The organism is Kibdelosporangium phytohabitans (assembly GCF_001302585.1).
Taxonomy (GTDB): Bacteria; Actinomycetota; Actinomycetes; order Mycobacteriales; family Pseudonocardiaceae; genus Kibdelosporangium; species Kibdelosporangium phytohabitans.
The window spans coordinates 299211-319931 of sequence record NZ_CP012752.1 but is presented as its reverse complement, the minus strand read 5'-3'; the positions used below and the strand labels follow the sequence as shown (position 1 = coordinate 319931).

The 20721-nt window shown below is 66.4% G+C and carries 24 protein-coding genes; 5 read left to right on the top strand and 19 right to left on the bottom strand.

Annotated features, from left to right (window positions below; all coding sequences use genetic code 11):
* Positions 1-45: 45 nt before the first annotated feature.
* The 14 genes from AOZ06_RS58295 to AOZ06_RS01505 all read right to left on the bottom strand — a co-directional run bounded on the left by AOZ06_RS58295 (position 46) and on the right by AOZ06_RS01505 (position 9708).
* Positions 46-966 carry a hypothetical protein gene (locus AOZ06_RS58295; protein WP_054287764.1) on the bottom strand — a complete coding sequence of 307 codons (921 nt, stop codon included), beginning with the start codon at positions 964-966 and terminating at the stop codon, positions 46-48.
* 7 nt (positions 967-973) lie between these two features.
* Entirely contained in the window at positions 974-1441 is a 468-nt protein-coding gene (locus AOZ06_RS01555) for an NUDIX domain-containing protein (protein ID WP_054287763.1), read from the bottom strand.
* Positions 1442-1696: 255 nt separating this feature from the next.
* On the bottom strand, positions 1697-3928 hold the full coding sequence (locus AOZ06_RS01550; RefSeq protein WP_054287762.1) for a zonular occludens toxin domain-containing protein: 2232 nt from the start codon (positions 3926-3928) through the stop codon (positions 1697-1699).
* Entirely contained in the window at positions 3918-4313 is a 396-nt protein-coding gene (locus AOZ06_RS55760; RefSeq protein ID WP_054287761.1) for a hypothetical protein, read from the bottom strand. Before AOZ06_RS55760 ends, AOZ06_RS01550 begins: the two co-directional genes overlap by 11 nt.
* Before the next feature lie 16 nt (positions 4314-4329).
* Positions 4330-4557: a hypothetical protein gene (locus tag AOZ06_RS01540; protein ID WP_054287760.1), complete on the bottom strand. Its 228-nt coding sequence runs from the start codon at positions 4555-4557 to the stop codon at positions 4330-4332.
* Complete coding sequence (locus tag AOZ06_RS01535) at positions 4557-5672, bottom strand: hypothetical protein (protein ID WP_054287759.1); 1116 nt, start codon at positions 5670-5672, stop codon at positions 4557-4559. The genes AOZ06_RS01540 and AOZ06_RS01535 overlap by 1 nt, the downstream gene beginning before the upstream one ends.
* A 24-nt stretch (positions 5673-5696) precedes the next feature.
* The gene (locus tag AOZ06_RS01530; protein WP_054287758.1) at positions 5697-6086 is read right to left on the bottom strand and encodes a hypothetical protein; all 390 of its coding nucleotides are present in this window, start codon (positions 6084-6086) and stop codon (positions 5697-5699) included.
* A 102-nt stretch (positions 6087-6188) separates the two neighbouring features.
* The gene (locus AOZ06_RS01525; RefSeq protein ID WP_236952042.1) at positions 6189-6650 is read right to left on the bottom strand and encodes a murein hydrolase activator EnvC family protein; all 462 of its coding nucleotides are present in this window, start codon (positions 6648-6650) and stop codon (positions 6189-6191) included.
* A 289-nt stretch (positions 6651-6939) separates the two neighbouring features.
* Complete coding sequence (locus AOZ06_RS55755; protein WP_157232752.1) at positions 6940-7116, bottom strand: hypothetical protein; 177 nt, start codon at positions 7114-7116, stop codon at positions 6940-6942.
* A gap of 122 nt (positions 7117-7238) precedes the next feature.
* Positions 7239-7748, bottom strand: coding sequence for a hypothetical protein (locus AOZ06_RS01520; RefSeq protein WP_054287756.1), 510 nt, complete (start codon positions 7746-7748; stop codon positions 7239-7241).
* The gene (locus tag AOZ06_RS01515; protein WP_054287755.1) at positions 7748-8203 is read right to left on the bottom strand and encodes a DUF3307 domain-containing protein; all 456 of its coding nucleotides are present in this window, start codon (positions 8201-8203) and stop codon (positions 7748-7750) included. Before AOZ06_RS01515 ends, AOZ06_RS01520 begins: the two co-directional genes overlap by 1 nt.
* The gene (locus AOZ06_RS55750) at positions 8203-8412 is read right to left on the bottom strand and encodes a hypothetical protein (RefSeq protein WP_157232751.1); all 210 of its coding nucleotides are present in this window, start codon (positions 8410-8412) and stop codon (positions 8203-8205) included. The genes AOZ06_RS01515 and AOZ06_RS55750 overlap by 1 nt, the downstream gene beginning before the upstream one ends.
* Positions 8413-8475: 63 nt before the next feature.
* Positions 8476-9033 carry a hypothetical protein gene (locus AOZ06_RS55745; protein WP_054287754.1) on the bottom strand — a complete coding sequence of 186 codons (558 nt, stop codon included), beginning with the start codon at positions 9031-9033 and terminating at the stop codon, positions 8476-8478.
* Positions 9034-9444: 411 nt separating this feature from the next.
* Positions 9445-9708, bottom strand: coding sequence for a hypothetical protein (locus AOZ06_RS01505; RefSeq protein WP_054287753.1), 264 nt, complete (start codon positions 9706-9708; stop codon positions 9445-9447).
* A 650-nt stretch (positions 9709-10358) separates the two neighbouring features.
* Between AOZ06_RS01505 and AOZ06_RS01500 the strand changes: the two genes are divergently transcribed.
* Positions 10359-11201, top strand: a complete 843-nt coding sequence (locus tag AOZ06_RS01500) for a sigma factor-like helix-turn-helix DNA-binding protein (RefSeq protein WP_054287752.1) — start codon at positions 10359-10361, stop codon at positions 11199-11201.
* 29 nt (positions 11202-11230) lie between these two features.
* Entirely contained in the window at positions 11231-12289 is a 1059-nt protein-coding gene (locus AOZ06_RS55740; protein ID WP_157232750.1) for a hypothetical protein, read from the top strand.
* Positions 12290-12354: 65 nt separating this feature from the next.
* On the opposite strand, the gene AOZ06_RS01490 is transcribed toward AOZ06_RS55740, so the two are convergent.
* The gene (locus AOZ06_RS01490; RefSeq protein ID WP_236952040.1) at positions 12355-12639 is read right to left on the bottom strand and encodes a hypothetical protein; all 285 of its coding nucleotides are present in this window, start codon (positions 12637-12639) and stop codon (positions 12355-12357) included.
* Positions 12640-13206: 567 nt separating this feature from the next.
* Here AOZ06_RS01490 and tcmP point away from each other — a divergent pair.
* Positions 13207-14457, top strand: a complete 1251-nt coding sequence (tcmP, locus tag AOZ06_RS53335) for a three-Cys-motif partner protein TcmP (RefSeq protein ID WP_083471443.1) — start codon at positions 13207-13209, stop codon at positions 14455-14457.
* Here tcmP and AOZ06_RS01485 read toward each other — a convergent pair.
* A complete protein-coding gene (locus AOZ06_RS01485; RefSeq protein ID WP_054287749.1) occupies positions 14447-15193 on the bottom strand; it encodes a DUF5131 family protein in 747 nt (248 codons plus the stop codon). The genes tcmP and AOZ06_RS01485 overlap by 11 nt on opposite strands.
* 1679 nt (positions 15194-16872) lie before the next feature.
* On the opposite strand from AOZ06_RS01485, the gene AOZ06_RS01475 reads away from it, so the two are divergent.
* Positions 16873-17112: a hypothetical protein gene (locus tag AOZ06_RS01475; RefSeq protein ID WP_054287748.1), complete on the top strand. Its 240-nt coding sequence runs from the start codon at positions 16873-16875 to the stop codon at positions 17110-17112.
* A 65-nt stretch (positions 17113-17177) separates the two neighbouring features.
* A complete protein-coding gene (locus AOZ06_RS01470; protein WP_054287747.1) occupies positions 17178-19016 on the top strand; it encodes a S9 family peptidase in 1839 nt (612 codons plus the stop codon).
* Between the two features lie 71 nt (positions 19017-19087).
* On the opposite strand, the gene AOZ06_RS01465 is transcribed toward AOZ06_RS01470, so the two are convergent.
* The 3 genes from AOZ06_RS01465 to AOZ06_RS01455 are packed head-to-tail and all read right to left on the bottom strand — an operon-like array spanning position 19088 to position 20651.
* The gene (locus AOZ06_RS01465) at positions 19088-19564 is read right to left on the bottom strand and encodes a Dps family protein (protein WP_054287746.1); all 477 of its coding nucleotides are present in this window, start codon (positions 19562-19564) and stop codon (positions 19088-19090) included.
* A 47-nt stretch (positions 19565-19611) separates the two neighbouring features.
* A complete protein-coding gene (locus AOZ06_RS01460) occupies positions 19612-20037 on the bottom strand; it encodes an organic hydroperoxide resistance protein (protein ID WP_054287745.1) in 426 nt (141 codons plus the stop codon).
* 59 nt (positions 20038-20096) lie between these two features.
* The gene (locus AOZ06_RS01455) at positions 20097-20651 is read right to left on the bottom strand and encodes an NADPH-dependent FMN reductase (protein ID WP_054287744.1); all 555 of its coding nucleotides are present in this window, start codon (positions 20649-20651) and stop codon (positions 20097-20099) included.
* Positions 20652-20721 lie beyond the last annotated feature (70 nt).

The following is a 20721-nucleotide window of genomic DNA, read 5'->3' as shown; positions in this document are numbered from 1 at the left end:
TGTGGACGTTGACGTCACCAGAGATGAGTCGCGCCTGGATCGCGGTCATCCCGCCGTAGGCGACGACGTTGGCCTGCCCACCTCGGCGCGGTGTTTGTTGTTCGCCCCGCGTCCGGCCGTGCCGGGCCTGCGCCGCCGTTGTGTGGTCTGGCTCAGTGCCTGCAGTATCTCGACCGCGGGACCGGAGGTGACCGCCTCGCCTTTCTCGTTGATCGGCCCGGTGTAGCCGGACTCCCGCAGGTCGAAGAACTTCGTGTCGGCCTCGGTTTCCGGCTTGCCGCCCGGGTTGCGGGACCGTCGGGGCCGTTCCGGCTGGCCCTGGGGTGTCACGTCCCCGGTCTGGGAGCGCTTCGCTCGACGTTCGCTCGTCGGAGTGCGCGTGGGGTTCGGCGGGGTGGCCGAGGTGTTCGCGGCAGCCGGATCCGTGCTGGTGTCCAGGTCGAACTCCGCGTCGAACGCGATGAGGTGCTTGGGTTCGCCGCCGATCATGATGGCCGCGTCGTGGTCGGCGTCGGTCAGCACTTTGCGGTTCGAGTCCGGGGCCAAGTAGATCGCCTGGGACCTCATCATCGCGAGCAGGACCTTGTCCACTTCGCTCTTGTCGGCACCGGTGAGCTTGGCGCGGACTCGGGCCAGGCGGATCCATTCCTGCTTCTTGACCGCCAGGTCGCGGTACGCCGCATAGATTCGCGCTTGGAGGTCCGGTGTGGGGGCGTCGGGTTCCACCGGTGTCACGTCCCTTTCCGGGGCTGGGGTGTCGTGGGTGTGGGCTTGCCGGACGGCGTCCATGGCGGCCTCGGCGGTGGCGAGTTTCTGGTGGGCGGCGGCGACTTTCCTCGGGTCGCCGCCGCTGAGCGCCTTGTCCAGGGCTTTGCGGGCACGCGAGAGGCGTTGGCGTGCGTTGACGTGGGCTTTGGTGGTGGAGACGCCGTTGCCGGGGCACCGGCGTCCTCCCGCACGACACATCGGGGTGTCACGTCCCCTCGATGACGTGCCGCAGCGTGCGCAGCGCGTCGGCGAGGATCCTGTCGTGGTCGAACGCCAGGTCGCGTTCGGTGAACGCGAACAGCACCGGGACCCATTCGGCGGCGTGGGCGTCGTCTCCCGCCTGGGGTGGGATCGTCTCGCCGAGCATGGCGGCGTACGCGGTGCTGACCACCGGTCCGCGCGGGTCACGTCCCTGGGTGTCGTACCGTCCGACCTGGACGAGGTCGGGCGGGCTGGCCAGGCCGGTTTCCTCGGTCAGCTCGCGGCGTGCGGCGTCCTCGGCGCTCTCGCCCGGGTCGAGGTAGCCGCCGGGCAACGCCCAGTGGCCCGGGAACGCGTCGCTGTCGGCCGCGCGCTGGATCAGCAGCACCCGCAGGACCCGGTCGGCGCCGCGGGCGAACAGCACGATGTCGGCGGTGTGGGCGGGGGACGCGGTGGACGGGGACATGGTCATCGAACCTCCTCAGTAGTGGGAGCGGTAACAGCGGTGGTGACAGGGAGTAAGCGCGCAGGATGGGACGCCCTCGGTGTCACGTCCCCCGGGGAGGGAGGCGACGCCGGGGGGCGAGTGGGGGTGGTTTCGCCGGTTCGCGGCCAGGTGGCAGGGATGCCTCCCCGCCTCCCTTGTGGAGGGTTTCCGCAGGTAACGGAGGGGGAGGCGGCGCGGGGGAGGCGGGTGGGGAGAACTCCCCACCTCCCCCGCGCGTGGTTAGGGTGCCGGGTCGCCTTCGTCCTCGGCCCACTCGCCAAGGTCGTCACGCCGGGTGAGCGCTTCGGTGATGAGGTCGGCCTTGACGTGCATCGTGCCGTGGTACTTGTACGGGGCGGCGTCGTGCTTGGTCAGGAACGCGGTGAGCTTCTCGAAGGTCCAGTCGGCGTACCAGCGATCCCGTTCGGTCAGGCGTTGCAGCACTTCCTGGGTCAGCATCCGGCGCTGGTCGCCCAGCACCGTGGCGATGTCGGCGAGCGGGTCACGCTCGTGCGCGGTGGGCAGCGCCGCGGGGGTGACGGTGATCTGGGCCTGTTCGAGCAGCTGCATGGCCCGCTGGGTGACGCGGTGCGCGTCGGCCTGCGGGACGTAGAAACAGCGCAGCAGCCCGGGTTTCGCCATGAACCCGCGCGCCATGCAGGTGCCGACATCGCCGTCGCCTTCCTCGGTCTTGGGCTCGAGCCCGACCGCGGACACGCCCGCCTTGTAGGAGCCGGTGCCCAGCACGGCGTCGTTGGCGATCTGGTCCCCGATGGCGTAGCACGCCTTGTTGGTGACGATGCTGATGATCTTGCGGGGCAGCGCGTCTTTTGACGGCTCAGGCGTGATGAACACCAGCGTCATGGCGTACTTGCGGGACGCGCTGAGCACCTTGGACGTGACCTCGATCGCGGCCTTGCCGTGCTCGCCGATGAAGAAGTTCTGGCATTCGTCGATGATCACCAGCCGGGGACGCAGCCGGGCGTCGCGGGCGGCCAGTTCACGGGTGACGAACCGTTCATCATGCTCGCGCAACGCCTTGCCGCGCACGTCAAGCTCGTCGTAGAGCTCGCGCATCAGCGCCATGCAGGCGTTGACCGTGTCGTCGCCGCCGCCAGTGACCAGCGACCGCAGCCGTGGGCGCATCGGCTCGTAGTCGGCGTTCTCGGCCATCACCACGATGTCGATGTCCACCAGCGGGTCCAGCATCGACCCGAGCACGAGGTTGATGGCCAGGGTGGACTTCCCGCTGCCCATCACCCCGCCCATCACGTAGTTCGCGCCCGACAACCGGCCCCGCACCACGTCACCGCGGATGGTCACCCCGACCGGGACGCCGGCGAAGTAGTCGCAGGTGGCGCGGTCCAGGTCGGCCAGCAGCGGCCAGGGGTCGACCGGCCCGGACAACGCGCCGGGTTTGGCCACCCACAGGTCCAGCACGCTGGGCTGAGGCTCGGTCGGCCAGACCTCGATCGGGTAGCGCATCAGGTTGTGCGCCAGCATCGACTTGCGCTTGACGATCTCCTCCACCGGGCTGGAGGGCGGGAGGTCGATCTGGGCCCGCCAGCCCTTGCCGTCGATCGTGGGTGGTTGCCGGAACCGCAGCCGCCAGCCTTCCTTGAGCGCCTGGTTGAAGCCCCGGATGTTGAGGTTGCGCAGGGCGTTGACGATGGTGCCCTCGTCGGGCAACTGGTCCATCACGTCCCCGCCGCCGCTGTCGGCGGCCGGCCCGCCGGACAGCCAGGCCGGTTGTGTGGCGGTGTGGGCTCGGCCCAGATACCACAGGTAGGCGACGCCCGCGCCGGTGACGGCGCTGACCAGCAGGATCCCGTAGGCGGTGACGAACCAGACCAGCCACGCGATCGCGTCGATCATGGTGTTGATCGGGCCGATCACCTCGCTGATGTCCTTGTGCGCGATCGCCAGGACCACACCGAGAGCCAGCAGCAGCCCGGTCAGTCCGAACCCGGCCACGACAGCGGCTTTGACCAGCCGCGCCGGGGACGTGACCCAGTCCATCACCCGTTGGTGGCGCCGCTGTTTCTCGGCGACATCGCGCGCTTCCCACTCCAGCAGCAGGTCCCGGTCGCCTGCGGCCTCGGCCGCGCGCATCATCCGTTCGTAGCGGCCCACGCCGCGGGTGTCACGCCATCGCTGGGCCGCCACGCCAGCCCCGGCGATCGGGTAGTACGCGTTGCGAGCCAGCGCTTTGCCGACTGTGCGGGTGCGCCGGTGGGTGGCCGCAGTGCGCGCCACCTGCAACACCACTGTCACATCCTGCCGGTAGGCCGCCAACCGTTGCAGGGCCTGGTCTTTCTGGCTGGGTCGCCGCCGCTGGTACTCCTGCTCGGAGATCACCTCGGCGTCCAGCACCCGCCCGGTCACGTCCCCGGCGTGCCCGTCCTGGTCGTGGTGGGGCAGATAGTGCACGGCGGCCAGCCGGTCAGTCCGGTCATCGTGTTCATCGGTCATGATCCCGGTCCTTTCCAGCCAGCTGATCGGTGTTCTCTCCGCTCAACAGCGGTGTCGGCGGTGTCTCGCCGCCAGCCGAACGGTGTCGGCGGGTGAGCTGGATCTCGTGACCAGCCCACCCGGCGCCCACGACCGCGGCCAGTGCCGCCCACCAGCCGTCCACGGTGACGGCCAGCACGGTCGGCACCCCGACAGCGGTCAGTTCCAGTACGTGCCACCCCACCCAGGCCACCGCGTGGGTGGCCCGCAGCTGCCTCGTGGCGGCCGGTACGGCGCCCGCAGTCGTGCTGGTGGTGGTGTCGGCGACCGCCGGGGGCGGGCCGGGCTCACCGGCGCCGGGCCCACGGTGAGAGTCGTTGTGTCGCATCGTGTTGTCCGTGGTCACCGTGATGCCACCTCCCTTATGTGTTGTGCCGCAACGGGTCCCGCCACTTCTCGCCCGGACGCGGCGGGGACGTGACAGCGGCGGTGACCAGACGGTCCACACCGGACATCCCCATCTCCAGCAGCCGCGCCAGCACCAGCAGGGGCCACCGCGCCAGGTGCAGCGCCAAGAACACCAGCAACGCCAGCACGAGCTTGGCCAGCGTCCACACCCCGAACCGGTTGACCACCTCGGTCGCGGACATCACGTCACCGCCCCGACCGGACTGTTGCCCTCGCCGTTGCCGTACAGCGCGCGGGTCACCGCGATCGCCGTCTGCGCCCGCACGCGCAGGAACCGTTGGATGTCCGTGCGCGTCGGCTCACCCGGCAATACGCCGGACTCGATCGCGTCCCGGACCTTGGCCACGAGCGCCGGAACACGCCGGGCGACCCGGTTGGGAACGTCTCCACCAGCCGTCGCTTCCGGCGAGTGTGGCGGCGTTGACGCTGTTCCCGAGGTGTTCCGTGCCTCTGGTGACGGGCCACTGGCCAGGTACCGCTCGATCTGTGTGATCAAGGACTCGGCAGCCGGGTCACCGCTCACCGACCCGCGCCGAGTCATCTGGGGAACGATCACGGGAACAAGCCGTGCGCGGCCCGACCATGATCGGGACAACCGGACCAGGCCCGGCTCGACGACCAGCCGGGTGGTGCCGTCCGGCGCCAGATCGGCCACCGCGCGGCGGACCGCGGTCGCCCGGACCGCCGTCACCCGGCGTTGCGCCAGCCGCTGAACCCGCGCGGCGTCCCGTTCGTCACGGGTCGGGCGCGGGCCGGGCGGGCGGGCGGTGGTCATCTGGTGCACCACGACACCGCCGACCGACACCAGCGCCATCACCACGCCCCGGGTGAAACTGCCCTCGTGCCCGGTGTAGCCGTGCAGGAAGTTCACGCCGGCGCCGGCCACGCAACTGGCCCACAATCCCACCAGCAGCCAGGCGACCGGTTTGCCCGCCCGCCGCGCCAGGGTCACCGCGAAGGCAAACGCCCACATGCTGCCCTCGGTGAACCCGGGCAGCAGAACCCCACCGAACGGGAAGATCTCCATGCCGTACGCGGCCATCGCGGGCCACGCCAGGACCGCCGGGATCACGATCACCGGTACGAACAACAGATCCATCGTGTGCCGTGCCACCCAGCCGGTGATCCCCGACCAGAAGGCCTTCCGCCGGTTACGGGCCGCGGTACGCCGTGCGCGTTGGCGGCTGTCGGCTTCGGCGGTGTCCCTGCGGTCCTGCTCACGCATCGCCACCCGCGCCGCCAGCTGCTGAGCGGCCAGGGCGGCGTGATCCGCGCGGCGTTGGTCACGCCATTCCATGAGTCGTCACCTCCCTTTCCGGGGTCAGAAATGCAAGCCGAGGTCGGGCCCGTGTGAGCGCAACCAGGTCTCGACCCGCTCGCGCGGGTCCGACCAGGATGTGGCCGGGTCGGCGTGGAACGCGCGCGCGATCGTCGCCGCCACGCCCTGGCCGGTGATGTGGAACGGGAACATCGTCTGGGCTTCACCATCCAGGTACACCGGCGCCCACCGGCTCAGGTCGAAGACGATTCCCGTGTCGCCGCTGGGTTCGATCGCCGGGCAGACACCGAGTCTGTGTCCGATGTGGACGAACGGCGCGGGCATGACGACAACAGTGCCGTCACCCAGGGTCACGGATGCGGAGAGGTCCGTGACGGCCACGCCGTCAGGATGGGTGTGCAGTTGATAGCCGACCATTCTGACGAAGGACATGGTGTCTCCCAAGCGAATGAGATGCATGTGGCCGTCATTGAGGACGGTCACGCGTAGTGGGTGTCACGTCCCCGGGCGGGGCACCGCACGCCCGGGGGAAGGTCAGTAGTGGATGCCGTGGCGCGCCAGCCACGGCTTGGGGTCGACCCGGGCTTGCCGGTCACCGCCGGGCCATACCTCGAAGTGCAGGTGTGGCCCGGTGGACTGGCCGCGGGAACCGACGGTGGCGATCTGCTCCCCCGCCGCCACCCGGGCGCCCCGGGCACGGTCCATCGTGTGCATGTGCCCGTAGACCGTGACGGTCCCGTCCTCGTGCCGCAGGCGCATCCACAGGCCGTACCCCCTGGCCGGTTCGGCCTCGATCACGGTGCCGCCGGCGACCGCGCGGATCGGGGTGCCGGTCGGCGCGGCGATGTCGATGCCGTAGTGCGTGCCGCCCGCTCGCGCGCCGAACCCGGAACTGAGCCTGCCCTCGACCGGCTTCACGAACCCGTTACCGTCGCTGGGGGCTGGGCTCGTCGTGCTGGTCGACTGGTGGGCCACGACTGTCGCGACAACGGCCACGAGCAGGACGCTACCGGCGCCGGATGTGTTGCGATGCCGGGCCATCAGCCATCACCCGGCTGGCACGCGCAGGTCTCTCCCGCCACGTGCCGGTCCGGGGTCGTCCATACGAGGCAGGCGAGGATGTGGGGGCTGTTGAGCGTGGTGGCGGGATCGGGCGGGGCACCACGCGGCGCGGTGTCTAGCATGGTGTTCTCCTGCCTGCGTCGCAGTGTGCGGGTGCGGGTGTGTGGGAGACCCGGCCCGGCGGGGGTCTTCTTGGCAGAGGGTCCGCCGGGCCGGGGTGGCCTCACTTGAGAGTGAACGGCGCGTTCGAGCTGGACTTCCGGCCGCCGATCCCGAACCCGCACAGCAGCGCCAGGACAGCGGACACGGTGGCGATCATGTATTCGCCCATGTCCACGGCCTGGGCCGCGATGATCAGCAACGCGATGAACAGGAAACCGAAGACGATGTTCTTCACCATGACTAACCTCCGTGATTGTTGTTTTCCTGCAGCGTTTTCCACCCCGTGCGCCGCCCGGGTGAGCCGCGTCGCGGGGTGGACATCTGTGGTGCTTAATCAATCCGTGCGCGCGCAGGCCGTGGTCAGGCCTGGGGGCAGCGGGGACCTTGGACGGCGGTGACGATGGCCCTCGCGGTCTTCTCGTGCCGCGCGTACGCGTTCGGGAAACCGGACCGCTGCACGGCTTGCGCGGCGGTGGTCACGCTCATCTGCTGCCAGCCGCGCACACCGCGCAGCCGCTCGTAGAACTTCATGGCCGCGTACCGGGGGGACGTGACCTGGGGCGGGGACCCCCAGCCCATGCTCGGCCGCTGCTGGAACAGACCCAGCGAGTCCCGGTCACCGTAGGAGAGGTTGCGCAGCCCGGACTCCTGTTGGGCGGTCGCCACCGCCACGACCCAGCCCCGTTGCGGGATGCCCATCTCCCGTCCGACCGCCACGATCGTCGCGGCGTTGGCCAGCTGCTCGCCGGTGTACCCCGGCACGACACACGCCGTGTCGGCAGCGACGGTGGCATCGGTGTCCAGTCCGGACAGATACCCCACCAGGGCGACGCCGGCGAGCATCGCGCCCGCTTTCGTCAGCACGGACATCAGATCACCGCCGTGCACATCGCGGTGACCAGCAGCCACCACCAGTGCCAGGACTGGTCCAGCGCGTACGCGCCGGTGCCCAGGTGCGGGTTGTCGTCCCGGCCCGGCCGTGGCGCGCCGAATTCGAGCATCTCGCCCTTGCCGACCCGTCGGGCCAGCCACGCCAACGGCACACGGCGGTCCACGACGTAGTGCGTGACCGCGCTGACCAGCTGGCCGGCGAGGAACCCGCCCCAGGTGACCGTCAAATCGAACAGCCACCACAGCAGACCCGTCAACCCAGCGGTCACGGCGGTGTAGGTGGTCACATGCCCGGCGCACGCGCGGCGACCACTCCAGCCGGGATCGCCCTTACGGGCGGCCTGGCGCGGAGTCTGCGCCCAGTGGTCGGCGACGTGGTGAGCCACCAGCAACGCCGGCAACACCACCGCGAACGCCTCTGCTGCCGGATTCACTACGCAGCCGCCAACCGGCGGCCCGGCGCCACAGCGGCACCGCTGGTGGGCGCGGTGGGAGGCGAGTGCCCCTGTCCCGGGCACGTCGAGCGCCAGGTGCCGCAATGCACCCGCACCGGGCGCCCGTCACCCCACTGCGCGAGCACCGTCATCAACCCGCAGCCATACCGGCACTTGCGGGCGGTTCCGTCCGGATCGGTGAACCTCATCTCCGTGTCCTTTCTCGACACCCCGCGTACGGTGCGCACACCGACAACAGGGGCGCATCGGGGCTAGCGGTGCTGCTCCAACACGCTGGCCAGCACCGGGTTGAGCAGGTGACACATCGCCAGCACGCTGCCCCGCGCGGCGTCCACCGTCGGGATCCCGCTCTCGTACACCGGGTCCATCACGTCCCCCGCCGTGACCGGCACCCGCACCAACAGAGACGGCAACACCGTCAACCGACCCGCATCCCTCGGGTCCTCGAACCCGCCCCACACCGAGTCCTCACGCCAACCCAGGGCCCGATACCGGTACTGCGCGGGCAGCGGCCACAGGTTGGGCATCGCGACGACCACCTCGATCGCCAACCGGTACTCCTCGTCCCAGCGCGGCACCGCGGACTGGATCCGGGGATGCGCCAGCACATACGGCGGCGACATGATCGGCGACTGCGCGATCTCCCACGCCGCCGCCGCGAACGCCAACCGATCCGCGGTCAGACAGTCGTCAAAGTCCAGGAACAACTTCCGCTTCTGCGCCAGGTACGCCCCGTACCGGGACACACCATCCGACGCCTCATCGCGGTCGTAACGCTCGTTCAGCCCGAACGGCCGAGTGACAGTCATCCTTGACCTCCCAAAGACTTGTGCAGGACGGGAAAGAACCTCGATCACGCGACACCCCGGGAAAGGCAACGCGCACAACGTCACACGCACGAGGACAACCACACCCGCGCGAAGAAGAACGGGAGACCCGCGACTAGCGCGGGGTAGGGGATAACACGGAACCACCGCGCTGTCCCCTACCCCGTCGTGGCGCGCTGGTCAGTACGAGCGCGGTGTCAGCGTCCGCACCTGCCGCAATACACGCGCACCCGGCCGCGCGACAGCTGCTCGATCACCATGTGCTCGTCACAGTTGTGACTCATGACATGCCCCCTTTCAGGTCACTGTTTTCCGTCAACCGGCCGAGGCCACGACCGGCGCATTGAAACCACCCCGGACACGGGGCGGCGCACACAGCGCACGCCCGGCGACTCACGCCGCCTCCCGCCGCTGACTCGCAGACCCGTGCGCCCGGCGCGCGATCCGCGCATCCCGACGCGCACGGGCCGACCCGTCCACATAGGCCGTCGTCGGCTCCGCCCGCGGCTCGCGGAGCGCCGCGAACTCGGCCGCCAGGCGCGGGTCGCTGATCACGTGGTGGAATTCGGGATCCAACGGCGTGAGCGACACCCCGTACAGATCGAGATCACCGAGGCCAGCCAGATCCAGCATGAGCGACTCGTCATCGGTGTACATGAGGGCATCAACTCCTTGGCAACAACAGGGAAGTAGTGGCGGGACCGTTGATCCCCGAACACTCCACAACCCACCCCGAACACACGAAGCCAGAGCGGGCTGTGGAGGATCGGCACCCAACGGTCAAGATGAGTGCTGAAAGACGTCTTTCACTGGTCGGACTGAGTCTTCGACCGGTGTCCTAGGGTCACGGCACGGAAGTGAATCGGCTACCCCGAACACCCTCACGTTTTACGGCCGTAGATCCAGACACAGCCGCTTGGGGCGACATGAGGACGCGTTTATGTAGCTACCTAAAGGCAGCGTTATTTCACGCAGCGAGTGCGTCGACACGGCGATTTACCCGTCAGCTCCCGACAGCATCGGGCTACATCAGGTACGCCAAACACACTGGTCCTAGCACTAAGGACGACCGCCTAAAGTCGCGTGAACGACATTTCACTCGAACAACTTGTTTTATGTCCAGCTCGGCCTTGCAGCTCGGTCGGTCTTTGTGTTCGGTCCGTCTTCTCATCGATTCGTCGGTACCGACACGACAGACGTTACCCCCCTAAACATATGTACGCAAGGGGGGTCGACAACAGAGCCTTCCGTCACCCGTATGGACGCGACTAGGCTTGGATAGTCCCCTTGACAGAACGGAGCAGCCGATGACAGACGCAGAGGGTGTGGCCGCGATCAGCGACCCGATCGAACGAGCCCAAAGGGCTGGAGCGTTGATCGACGAGCACCAGGAAGCCGTAGCGGGCCTGTCCAAGCTTCGACGGGATGCGCTCGAAGAGGCCTTGGCCACTGGGATGACCCAGACGGAGATCGCCAGCCGTCTTGATATGACGAGGGGGCGCGTCTCCCAACTGCTCCAGGCTGGCCTGAAGGCCGAGCGAGCGTTTTACGGGGCCGGCGCATTGACCGTCGCCATCGGCGCGAAGCGGGAAGCCAACCGCAAGGATCCGAGCGACGTTTTGTCTGCGGAGTCATTCACGGCGTTCGAACTGCTCAGCGAGTCCGCCAGACGCGTCGGCTTCGACGCGACGTACGAGGTCGTCCCCGCTCCCGGCAACGTGCACCTCAACCGCCCGAACCTCATCGTGCTCACGAACCCCCGCCTCTTGCCGTTTCTGAGCCAGGTCATGGAAGCGGATCCCCACATCCGGTACGTCCAGGACACCGACGGCGGGTGGTACCTAGTCGACATCACGACCGGGAAGGAGTACCGCTCACCTCGCGATAGGGGGCTATCGGCCGACTACGGGTACGTAGGGCGTCTCCCTCGCCCTGATGGCAAGGGCACGTTTCTCTACCTCGCAGGCACACACGCCCCCGGCACCCTCGGCGCCGCGCAGTACGTAGTTGGCAATCTCGGACAACTGTACCGCGAGCTAAAGAATCGCCGGTTCTCCACAATCGTGAAGTACGAATTCGACCCTGCTAGCCAACTCACAATGCGGAAGGTCGAACCTGTCACCCCGTTGTACCGTCACGAGGGCGCATAGTGGCAAATTCACTCGGCAGGACGTACGCAGTGACGGCCATTGTGTCATCCAACGGACTCGGTCATCTACGGCGCACCATCGCGGTCTTGGATCATGTTTCGACCTTGGTCGATACTCAGATTTCCCTGGTGTGCAACCAGTCCCATTGGGAGCGACTGAATGACACATGGCCGGTCGCAGCTCGACTGGCTGAGCACGCCACGGTCACACCCACCACCGTCGGTCCACTTTGGTCCACCGAATCCGAGGAGATCGCGCGCTCACTGCGAAGTTGGCCTGACAATATTGCTCGCCTGACCAGCGACCACCCTGCCGACTTAGTGATCAGCGACAACCTCGCTGGTGTCTTACAGGTCCGTCCGGAGGCAGTTCTTATGGGATCCTTTCTATGGTCGAGCGTACTTTCTAATCCTCTTCTGTTGACAGTTCCAGAGATCGGGGCGTTCGTCGAGCACGAACGGACCCTGTTGGCCAACCACCGACCCCCGATGTTGTGCGTAGCCGATGTGGCGATGCCGGACGTGCTCGACCAAACCACAGCGGTGCCGCTGCCATGGATGTGTCAGCCACACAACGGAATAACGCGCAACACTCTCAGAGAGCATCTTCCTGTCGTAGGAGTGGCTGTCGGTGCGACTGCCGCGATCGTGGAGGCCATGTGCCCCATGGTTCAACGTCTCGCACGATGCAGGGGCTTCAACCTCGCGGTGGATCCACAACTTGCCGCCTGCGTCCCGGAGGCTGGCGTACTGTTTCGCGACATTCCACTGCAGGACTTGGACGTAGTGGTATGCCGACCGGGGATGGGCACACTGACCGATTGCGTCGGACTGCGTCTGCCAATGATCACCTTGCGGGAACATGGGAACTCCGAGATGGACCACCTGACGACACGAATGGAACAGCTTGTCGGCGCACCATCATTCGACATCTACAGCGACGACGGTGACAGCTTGACCACCATGGTGAGGGACATGGTCGTACCTCACCGACACGCTGCAATGCGCACTGCCTTGGGGCGCCTCAAGACCGGCGGAATCCAGGGCGCAGCTGATTGGCTTGTCCGACGCCTGACTAAGTCCACATGACAGGGGCATCACGGCGTCTTGCGAACTGGTCCTGCATCTATCGTCACGTACCCCAGTGACTGACCTCAACCCGGGGCTGGACGACGTTTGCGTTGTGCAATCTGTTCGGTCAGGTCCTTGTACGGCGCGTCGTCCAATTCGGCCCGGTCCGGCCGGGGCGGTGTGGTATATAGCGCCCAGTAGTAGTCAGCCCGTGGCGAAGTCTTGTCGTCGCACGCTAGGCAGGTGATCTTCAGGTAGGACTCCAACTCCAGAGCCCGGTAACCCACCACATGTAGCGAGTGCTCGCCACTGAAGCAGGTCGCGGGCAGCACACCGACCCGTGCGCCAAGGTTGTCGGTGCGATACACAACATCGCCGTGAGGTCGCCACTTCGACCCCACGGGATCCCCAGACAAGACCATGATCGGAGCATAGCTGTAGTCGAACACAGGTTCGACACGCGTGCGGTGGCGCGGTGTCCCTGACTGGGCGGGGTGCGCGAAAGTAGAAGCGTGAATGACGACCGTCTTGCCCCTCGGGTAACGGACCTGACCGAGTTGGAGCAACGCCTGGTCGAGGCCGCGCGCCGCGGCGAGCAGGCGGTGCTTGACACCGCCGACCTGCTGCCGCGGAGCGACTTGCGGCGGCGGTTCTATCTCCGCAATCCGAGCTCAGCGTGGCAGTGGGCCGCAGAGCTTTGCGCTTCGTGCGAAGACTCCGCAGGCCTCCACCTGCGCGAACGAGGTGAAGGGCTGATCTTGTTCTGTCCCGACAGTGTCCTGTCACCACAGACCGGTTCTGCTCAACGGCGGAGGCGAAGAGGCCCTGCCTCCTGCGCCCCGCCAGTCACCCGTGCAGGCGACGACGCCTTCGTGCGCTTCTGTCAGTCTGATTGAGCATTGCTGTCCGGAACCGGAGCGGGAGCCGCAGACGACATGACGGCACACGATGACTTCTTCCAGAAGAAGCAGGCAGCAGCCGTGCTCAAACACGGGATTCTCACTCGGTATCCGCCGGTGTTTGCCACGATGACCGGGTCGACAAGCACTGGCGGCCGTGTCGTTTACCTGGACGGTTATGCGGGCCCGGGTCGTTATGAGCCAGAGCCGGGGGAAGCTATCGGCTCGCCGGGCTCGCCGCTGCTAGCCGTACAGAATGCAAGCAACGTTGCGAAATGGTCGCGAGACCTTCATTGTATCTTCATCGAGCGCGACGCCGCATATGCGAGCAACCTCCGCCAAGTGCTGTCAGAGGAGGCGCCGGCGACCCTGAAATACGAGGTGATGCATGGTGACGTCGAACACTGCCTCGACGATGCACTCAGCCTTACAGGAGACTCACCTCTGCTCGCCTTTTTAGATCCGTTCGGCACCGCTCTCCCTTATCAACAAATGGTCGACAAGCTCATGAATCGCGGCGACCTAAAGACGGAGGTGCTACTGAACTTGAATCTTGAAATGGTTTGGCGAATCGGCGGTTTCCTGTCCGGTGAAGAAACCGATGACGAACGTACAACTTCCGGCCGATCAGCAACGCTGGAGCGAGTTGACAACTTCCTAGGCGGTCGGTGGTGGCGCGACAGCTTTCGACAGGCTCGAGTCTCCGGGTCTCGTGGGTCCGCAGCTGCAGCGGCACGGAAAGTCGCCTCAGAATTCTGTCAGGTAGTTGAAACAACAACAGGGTTCCGATCCTTCGCCGTTCCCATCAGTCGGCGACCCGGTCATCCGCCGCTATTCCTGATGATCCTGTTCTACCGGCACCCAGCAGCGCCTTACCAATTCAATTGTGCCGTATCCGGCGCGAACGGCGATTGGCGATCGCACTTCCGACAGATCGATCTGGCGGAAGAACTTGCCAAGCAACAGACGCAGCCGGACCTGTTTGGCAGCGAATTCATAGTCGATGTTTCTGAAAAGGATGCAAGGACGGTTGAGCAGCGGCTTGAAACGGAATGGACCGACGTTGTGACGGCCAATATTCGACAGCTAATTGCCCAACAGTCGACGGTATCTGTCCAAAGTCAATTCGACGAGATATATGGCACAACTCTGGGACTGGCGCGTGAAAAGCATGTGCGCCGCGCTTGGGACCGGCTAGCTGACGAGAACGTCGTTCAGCCACGTAACACGACCAAGAAGCTGCGCAAACTCACGATTGTCCGGGCGGGATACGTCGTTATGCCGTAGCTGCTACCGGCATCTCATTCCAAATCCGGCCGTCAAGTTCACGCCCCCCCGACTTAGGCGTGCGTCCACCCCACTGCTTATGGAAGAACGGCACTTGCTCTTGCTGGCATGCGTCCCTGATGTCCCGCACCCAGGCAGGATCCACAGGCCGTGCATCTGGTCCGGACTCGCCACCCGTGATTACCCATCCAATACCGTTCAACTCAAGGCCCGTCAGCGGGCCTAGCAGTGGTTCGCAAGACAAGAAGCGAACCGCTGCCGGCACCCCACGGAGCTCATCGATGCGGCCAAGCTGGGAGGAGTTTTCCACGCTGACGCCCATCCACAGGTTGGGCGGCCAGTCGAGTTGATCAGCCAACTTGCGCAGCCGGGAGGCTCTCTTGGTGAGTACTTGATATGTGTGCTGCGGTGTGTCGGCGATCACCTCGAACACCCGCCGGACAAAGCTCACCGGAACCTTGGCGTGGAAGAGATCGCTCATGGAGTTGACGAAGACGACGCGTGGATTGCGCCAGCGGTACGGCTGCCTAAGGGTGGCTTCGTGTAGGGAAACTCCGAAACCGGGTCCCGATGTCCGTGGATCACCGTCTGCTTGATACTTCTCAGCGCCCATCGCCTTGAGCCGCTTGGCCAATGTCAACGCGTAGCAGTTGTCGCAGCCAGCCGAGACACGGTCACAACCGGTCGTCGGATTCCACGTCGCCTCAGTCCACTCAATCGCGGATCGGTCGCTCATAATCCACCTCTCGTCACGCTACATCTTACGAGATGTCCGTAATGGGTAAGCCGTATCATGGGTGTGTGTCGGAAGATCGTTTGACTAGGCTCAGGGAGCTCTCCCAGGCCGCCTTCGGTCAGCGGTACCGGCTCGAACTGATGCTCGCGGTTGCTGACTCAAGCGACGGGATCGTCTGTCTGACCGATCTCGGGCGAACGTTGGACGTGACGGTCAGCAACCTGCAGCAGCCGCTTAAGGCTCTAGTAGCGGTCGGTCTACTAACGCCCCTGCCGCGGAACGACTCGCGGCGGCGGTTCTATCTCCGCAATCCGAGCTCAGCGTGGCAGTGGGCCGCAGAGCTTTGCGCTTCGTGCGAAGACTCCGCAGGCCGCGGGAGCGAACGTGACCAGGCACATGCGTTGCCAGATCGCGCCGATTCGGACGGATAATCACGCCGCAGGAGTGACTGCGGAGACCGGCACGACAGCCTAAACACCGCGAGCTGCCACGCATAGCTAGCGGCACGTGTCACGTCCCCATGCTGCCCACGCCGTGGAGCCCGGATCGACGCGCTTCTCAGGACGGCGAGTTTGCCGCCCCTTGTCGCTCATGCCGGGGTGGGGGCGACCGGCATCGACTCACGACAGCCCCTCGCGGGAGAAATCTGGGAGAAGACTCTCCAATCCACGTGCCCAGACGCCTCCACGAACCAACGCACACCGACGCCGCTAACCTGCCCTTTCTCCACCCGGCCAAGGTCACAGCCGACGGTGGACTGTATTCGGGACGAAGAGGTCGTGGGTTCGAATCCCGCCACCCCGACTCGGCTTCGGGCGCCCTTTGGTCGGTTTTCAACCTTCCCTGGGGCGCCTCGTTTTTTCTTTGGGGGGCCGAGCCCCCCCAGGCCCCCCACGGTGCTTGTTCCTTTTGAACCAGCGCTGGGTGCGATGCGCTTGGACCAACCCGGGCGCCGGAGGCGCCCCCGTGAGGAGCGCCGGAGGCGCTTCGAGCGGTGACTCCCGTGTGAAAGCGCCGGAGGCGCTTCGAGCGGTGACTCCCGGTGCGAGGGGTGCCGGAGGCGTTCGTTGAGTGGTGACTATTGCGACTTCGAGGTGCGGGGCCCTGCGCTGGGCCGCCACTGCCACCAGCACCACCACCGCCACCGGTACCAACACCGCCACCGGCACCACCTCCGCAGTGGGGGCGGTAGTGGGTGAGGTCCGCCTGCCCGAAGAGGCACAGCGGCAGCGATACGGACCTCACCCATCCCCACAAGCGCGCCAGCGCACACACCCCCTTCGTGTTCCCTCTCTCCCGTATGGCCTGGGCGCAGCCCAACCACACGTGTCCAGGGGTCCGCCCACCCACACCAACCCCAAACGCAAACCACACGGGCCCCTGGACGCGTGTGGTTGCCTCCGGCAGGCCATACGGGAGAGAAGGGGACACGCCCCCACCTCTCTCGGAGGCCAGCCCGCCGACGAGGCACACCCCCAGAGAAACCAGGCAGCGAGGGGCACACACCGGAAACCAGGGAAGAGCACAAAGTCCATACGTGGCACGAGTTTTCCCAGAAAGAATAATCCGAAAGAGTGAAGGTTGAGGGTTCAACTCACTTTGGGTAACGAGGAGGTTGATCAACGCGAGTAGACCACGAACGTCCGACTCGGGGCGTTCAGCTGGCGGAAGGACCCGGTATGAGTAGCCTCTCCACGCACAGCCCCAGCTTCCGGCCGCACGCCGTCCGAACCGTTACCGTGGGATTTTTCGTCTGCCTGCTCATTCTTCTCGGCTTTCTTGTTCCATTTTGGATCGTTCTGGTCGTCGGGTTCGGGCTTGTCTGCGCCGGCCGGGGTGTCTCGGCGTTGCGGGCGGCTTCGCGGAAGGTTGATCAGATCCTCGCCGAGGAGCTTCCTCCCAATGGCCGTGCCGGTTGATTACCGGGTGTCATTGATTCGGTGGGTCAACGGAATCAGTCCGGGGATGAGGCAGGATCGATGCTGTGACGAAGCATCCCGCAGCAGAGGAGCCGGAGCACCTGTTCACCGACGCGGACGAGGACGCGCGGTGGCGGGCCAGATTCCGTGCTGCCCGAGTCAGCCTGCCCGAATGGGCCCGTGACGCGCCCGACCGCAACGTGTACACCTCCAACGCCAGCGGGGTGTGGGAGACATATGCGTGGGATCGGCTGACGGGCAACCACCGGCAGGTCACCGACCGCCCCAACGGCACGTACAACTCCACTATCAGCCCCGACGGCGAGCACATCTGGTGGTTCGCCGACACCGACGGCGACGAGTTCGGCAGCTGGGTGGTCGAGCCGTTCGCCGGGCGGCCGGTCGACGCCGATCCGTCGCCCGCGATCCCCGAAGTGCCGCGGGGTTACCCCGCCGGGGTGGAGATCGGGCAGTCGATCAACGTGATCGGCATCTCCAACGACGACGGCACCACGATCGTCGTCGCCAGAGACGGCAGGCCTGGTCAGGTCATCTACGCCAACGAGCACGACGCGGGTGTGGCAGCGCTGTCGCGTGACGAGCAGTACCTCGCCATCGCCCACTCCGAGCACGGCGACAACCGGCACACGGCCCTGCGTGTGGTCACCACGGGCGGCGAAGCGGTCGCCGACAGGTGGGACGGCAAGGGCAAAGGCCTTGACGCCATCGGGTTCAGCCCGGTTGCCGGTGATCAACGACTTCTCGTGCTGCACGAGCGGCACGGTCGTGAGGAACTGCTGATCTGGGACGTCGTCGCGGACACCGAGACCGAGATCCGGCTCGAACTGCCGGGCGAGCTGTCCGCCGCGTGGTACCCCGATGGCCGGTCGCTGCTTGTCAGCCATACGCACCAAGCACGCAACACGTTGCACCGTTACGAGATCGAGTCCGACTCGCTCTCGCTTTTGGACACTCCGGCCGGGACAGTCGGTTCGGCAGGAGTACGCCCGGACGGGACGATCGAGTACTCCTGGTCGTCGGCTGCCGAGCCGCCGATGATCCGCGCACTGCACGTGGACGGCACCGACCGTGTCCTGTTGACGCCGCCAGGCGACAGGGCCCCGGGGTCGGTCAATCTCACGGATGCCTTCGTGCCAAGCGAAGGCGGCGATGTGCACGCGCTGATCGCGCGGCCGGGCAACGCGCCGGATGGCCCGTTGCCGACGGTCTTCAGCCTCCACGGCGGGCCGCACTCGGCGGACGAGGACAGGTTCTCCGCGTACCGCGCGGCGTGGGTCGACGCCGGTTTCGCCGTGGTGCACGTGAACTACCGCGGCTCGACGGGTTACGGCTCCGCGTGGCGCGACGCCATCGAAGGCCGTCCTGGCCTGACCGAACTCGCGGATGTCGCGGCCGTGCACAAGTGGGCAGTCAGCACTGGGCTCGCTGATCCGGACAGGTGTGTCGTCGCGGGCGCTTCGTGGGGTGGCTACCTCAGCCTGCTCGCCGCAGGGGTCCAGCCGGACAAGTGGGCCGCGGTGGTCGGCGGTGTGCCCGTGGCGGACTACCTGGCCGCGTACGAGGACGAGATGGAGCCGTTGCGGGCGTTCGACCGTGCGCTGTTCGGCGGTTCACCGGAGGAGCTGCCGGACCTGTACAAGGAATGCTCGCCGATGACGTACGTCGACAACGTGCGGGCACCGATCCTGGTGTGGGCCGGGGAGAACGATCCGCGCTGCCCGATCCGGCAGATCGACAACTACCTCGACCGGCTCGCCGAGCGCGGGGCGCGCTACGAGGAGTTCCGGTACGACGCCGGGCACGGCTCGCTCGTGGTCTCCGAGATGATCAAACAGGTCGGGATCGAGGTGTACTTCGTGCTGCGGGTGCTCGGCATGCGCTGACGCGGACATGGAGCTGCCCCGCGCACGTACCTCCCTGCAAGATACGCACGCGGGACAGCCATGAAACGGAGTCAGGCCTGCTGTGCCTGCCACATCCAGTGGGCCTGCTCCACGTCCTGCGCGATGGCGATCAACAAGTCCTGCGTCACGAGGTCGGACTTGTCCGTCTCGTCGATGCGTCCCCGCAGTCGCTTGACCAGCGCTTCGAGCGTCTTGACGATCGCGCCCACGGTTTGCTCGTCGGACAGCCAGCCATCCGGGTACTCCGGCATGCCGGTGCTTTCCACGACCGTCTTCGCCTTGCCGTTGGGCGAGACGCCGATCGCGTTGGCCCGCTCGGCCACCTGGTCGACGTAGGTCCTGGCGGTCGCCACGAGCTCGTCGAGTTGCGTGTGGACACTCCGGAAGTTCTTGCCGACCACGTTCCAGTGCGCCTGCTTGGCGATCAGAGACAGATCGACCAGGTCAACGAGCGTCGCCTGCAGAACCGCTCCGGTGGTCTTCTTGTCCGCCTCGGGCAACGGACTGGTGATCGGTGACTTGCTCACTGCTTCATCGCCTCCTCACCGTCAAGGCTTCCCGGGCGTCGCCGGGCTCAAACCGTGGCGATGACGGTGACTTCGATATTCCCCCGAGTGGCGTGGGAGTACGGGCAAACCTGGTGCGCCTGCGCCACCAGCTGATCGGCCATGCCCTGTTCGATGCCGGGCAGGTGAGCCTTCAGGGTGACCGACAACACGAACCGTCCACTGTCGTCCTTGTTCAGCGTCACCGACGCTGTGACAGCTGTCTCGCCGACCTCGGCCTTGGTCTGCCTGGCGACCAGTCGCAGCGCGCTGTGGAAGCACGCCGAGTAGCCCGCGGCGAACAACTGCTCGGGGTTGGTGTGCTCCCCGCCCTGTCCGCCCATCTCCTTCGGTGTGGCCAGCTTCTCGTCGATCACACCGTCCGACGACACCACTTCACCGTTCCGGCCGTCCCCTGTGGACGTCGCCTCGGCGGTGTACAGCGCTTGTGCCATGGGTTTTTGCCTCTTTCGGATCCGAGTCGTGCCGATTTGGCCAACGCTACGCGCCGGGGTCAGTGCCCCATCGCGAACTCGGCGACCTGCCGCCCGATCGTGCGCAACGAGGTGGCCACCGGCTCGCTCGAGCACTCGCCCGCGCCGTCGAACCGGACCTCGGCGGAGTTGATCGCCGCGCCGAGGGGCGTCGGCCAACCGCGCAGGGCGTGCACGATCGACCGCAGTGACGTGAGCGTGGTGACCGACGCCTGCCAGCCCTGAGCTGTGGCCACGCACCCGACCGCCCGGCCGTCGAGGTAGACGCGTTCGTCGGTGCGGAGGTCTTCGATGTAGTCCAGTGCGTTCTTGATCAGGCCGGAGATCGTTCCGTGGTAGCCGGGTGAGACGAGCACCACGCCGTCGGCGTCGCGGATGTTCTCGACGAGCCTGCGCGCGGCGTCGGAGCGCTCCGGCACGGCCGGGTCGTAGAACGGGAGCACCAGGTCGTCGCCGGTGATCACGGTGACTTTGGCACCCAGTTCCTCCGCGCCCGCCAACGCGACCCGCAGCGCACGCTCGGACTGGGAGTTCGCCCGCAAGGAGCCACCGATACCCACCACATGTATGGCCACGCTTCGAGCTTAGGACTTCAAGTTCGATTGAGTTCCAGACCTGTCAGGAAACTTACCGGCAGTAAGATCG

What these genes read in the sequence shown, in the direction of transcription:
- AOZ06_RS55745 (WP_054287754.1), bottom strand. Translation starts at nt 9,033, where the DNA reads ATGACTGTCACTCGGCCGTTCGGGCTGAACGAGCGTTACGACCGCGAT.
- AOZ06_RS58295 (WP_054287764.1), bottom strand. Translation starts at nt 966, where the DNA reads ATGTGTCGTGCGGGAGGACGCCGGTGCCCCGGCAACGGCGTCTCCACC.
- tcmP (WP_083471443.1), top strand. Translation starts at nt 13,207, where the DNA reads ATGACGGCACACGATGACTTCTTCCAGAAGAAGCAGGCAGCAGCCGTG.
- AOZ06_RS01540 (WP_054287760.1), bottom strand. Translation starts at nt 4,557, where the DNA reads ATGTCCGCGACCGAGGTGGTCAACCGGTTCGGGGTGTGGACGCTGGCC.
- AOZ06_RS01550 (WP_054287762.1), bottom strand. Translation starts at nt 3,928, where the DNA reads ATGACCGATGAACACGATGACCGGACTGACCGGCTGGCCGCCGTGCAC.
- AOZ06_RS01535 (WP_054287759.1), bottom strand. Translation starts at nt 5,672, where the DNA reads ATGGAATGGCGTGACCAACGCCGCGCGGATCACGCCGCCCTGGCCGCT.
- AOZ06_RS01505 (WP_054287753.1), bottom strand. Translation starts at nt 9,708, where the DNA reads ATGTACACCGATGACGAGTCGCTCATGCTGGATCTGGCTGGCCTCGGT.
- AOZ06_RS01520 (WP_054287756.1), bottom strand. Translation starts at nt 7,748, where the DNA reads ATGTCCGTGCTGACGAAAGCGGGCGCGATGCTCGCCGGCGTCGCCCTG.
- AOZ06_RS01475 (WP_054287748.1), top strand. Translation starts at nt 16,873, where the DNA reads ATGAGTAGCCTCTCCACGCACAGCCCCAGCTTCCGGCCGCACGCCGTC.
- AOZ06_RS01460 (WP_054287745.1), bottom strand. Translation starts at nt 20,037, where the DNA reads ATGGCACAAGCGCTGTACACCGCCGAGGCGACGTCCACAGGGGACGGC.
- AOZ06_RS01485 (WP_054287749.1), bottom strand. Translation starts at nt 15,193, where the DNA reads ATGAGCGACCGATCCGCGATTGAGTGGACTGAGGCGACGTGGAATCCG.
- AOZ06_RS01555 (WP_054287763.1), bottom strand. Translation starts at nt 1,441, where the DNA reads ATGACCATGTCCCCGTCCACCGCGTCCCCCGCCCACACCGCCGACATC.
- AOZ06_RS01500 (WP_054287752.1), top strand. Translation starts at nt 10,359, where the DNA reads ATGACAGACGCAGAGGGTGTGGCCGCGATCAGCGACCCGATCGAACGA.
- AOZ06_RS55755 (WP_157232752.1), bottom strand. Translation starts at nt 7,116, where the DNA reads ATGGTGAAGAACATCGTCTTCGGTTTCCTGTTCATCGCGTTGCTGATC.
- AOZ06_RS01530 (WP_054287758.1), bottom strand. Translation starts at nt 6,086, where the DNA reads ATGTCCTTCGTCAGAATGGTCGGCTATCAACTGCACACCCATCCTGAC.
- AOZ06_RS55750 (WP_157232751.1), bottom strand. Translation starts at nt 8,412, where the DNA reads ATGAGGTTCACCGATCCGGACGGAACCGCCCGCAAGTGCCGGTATGGC.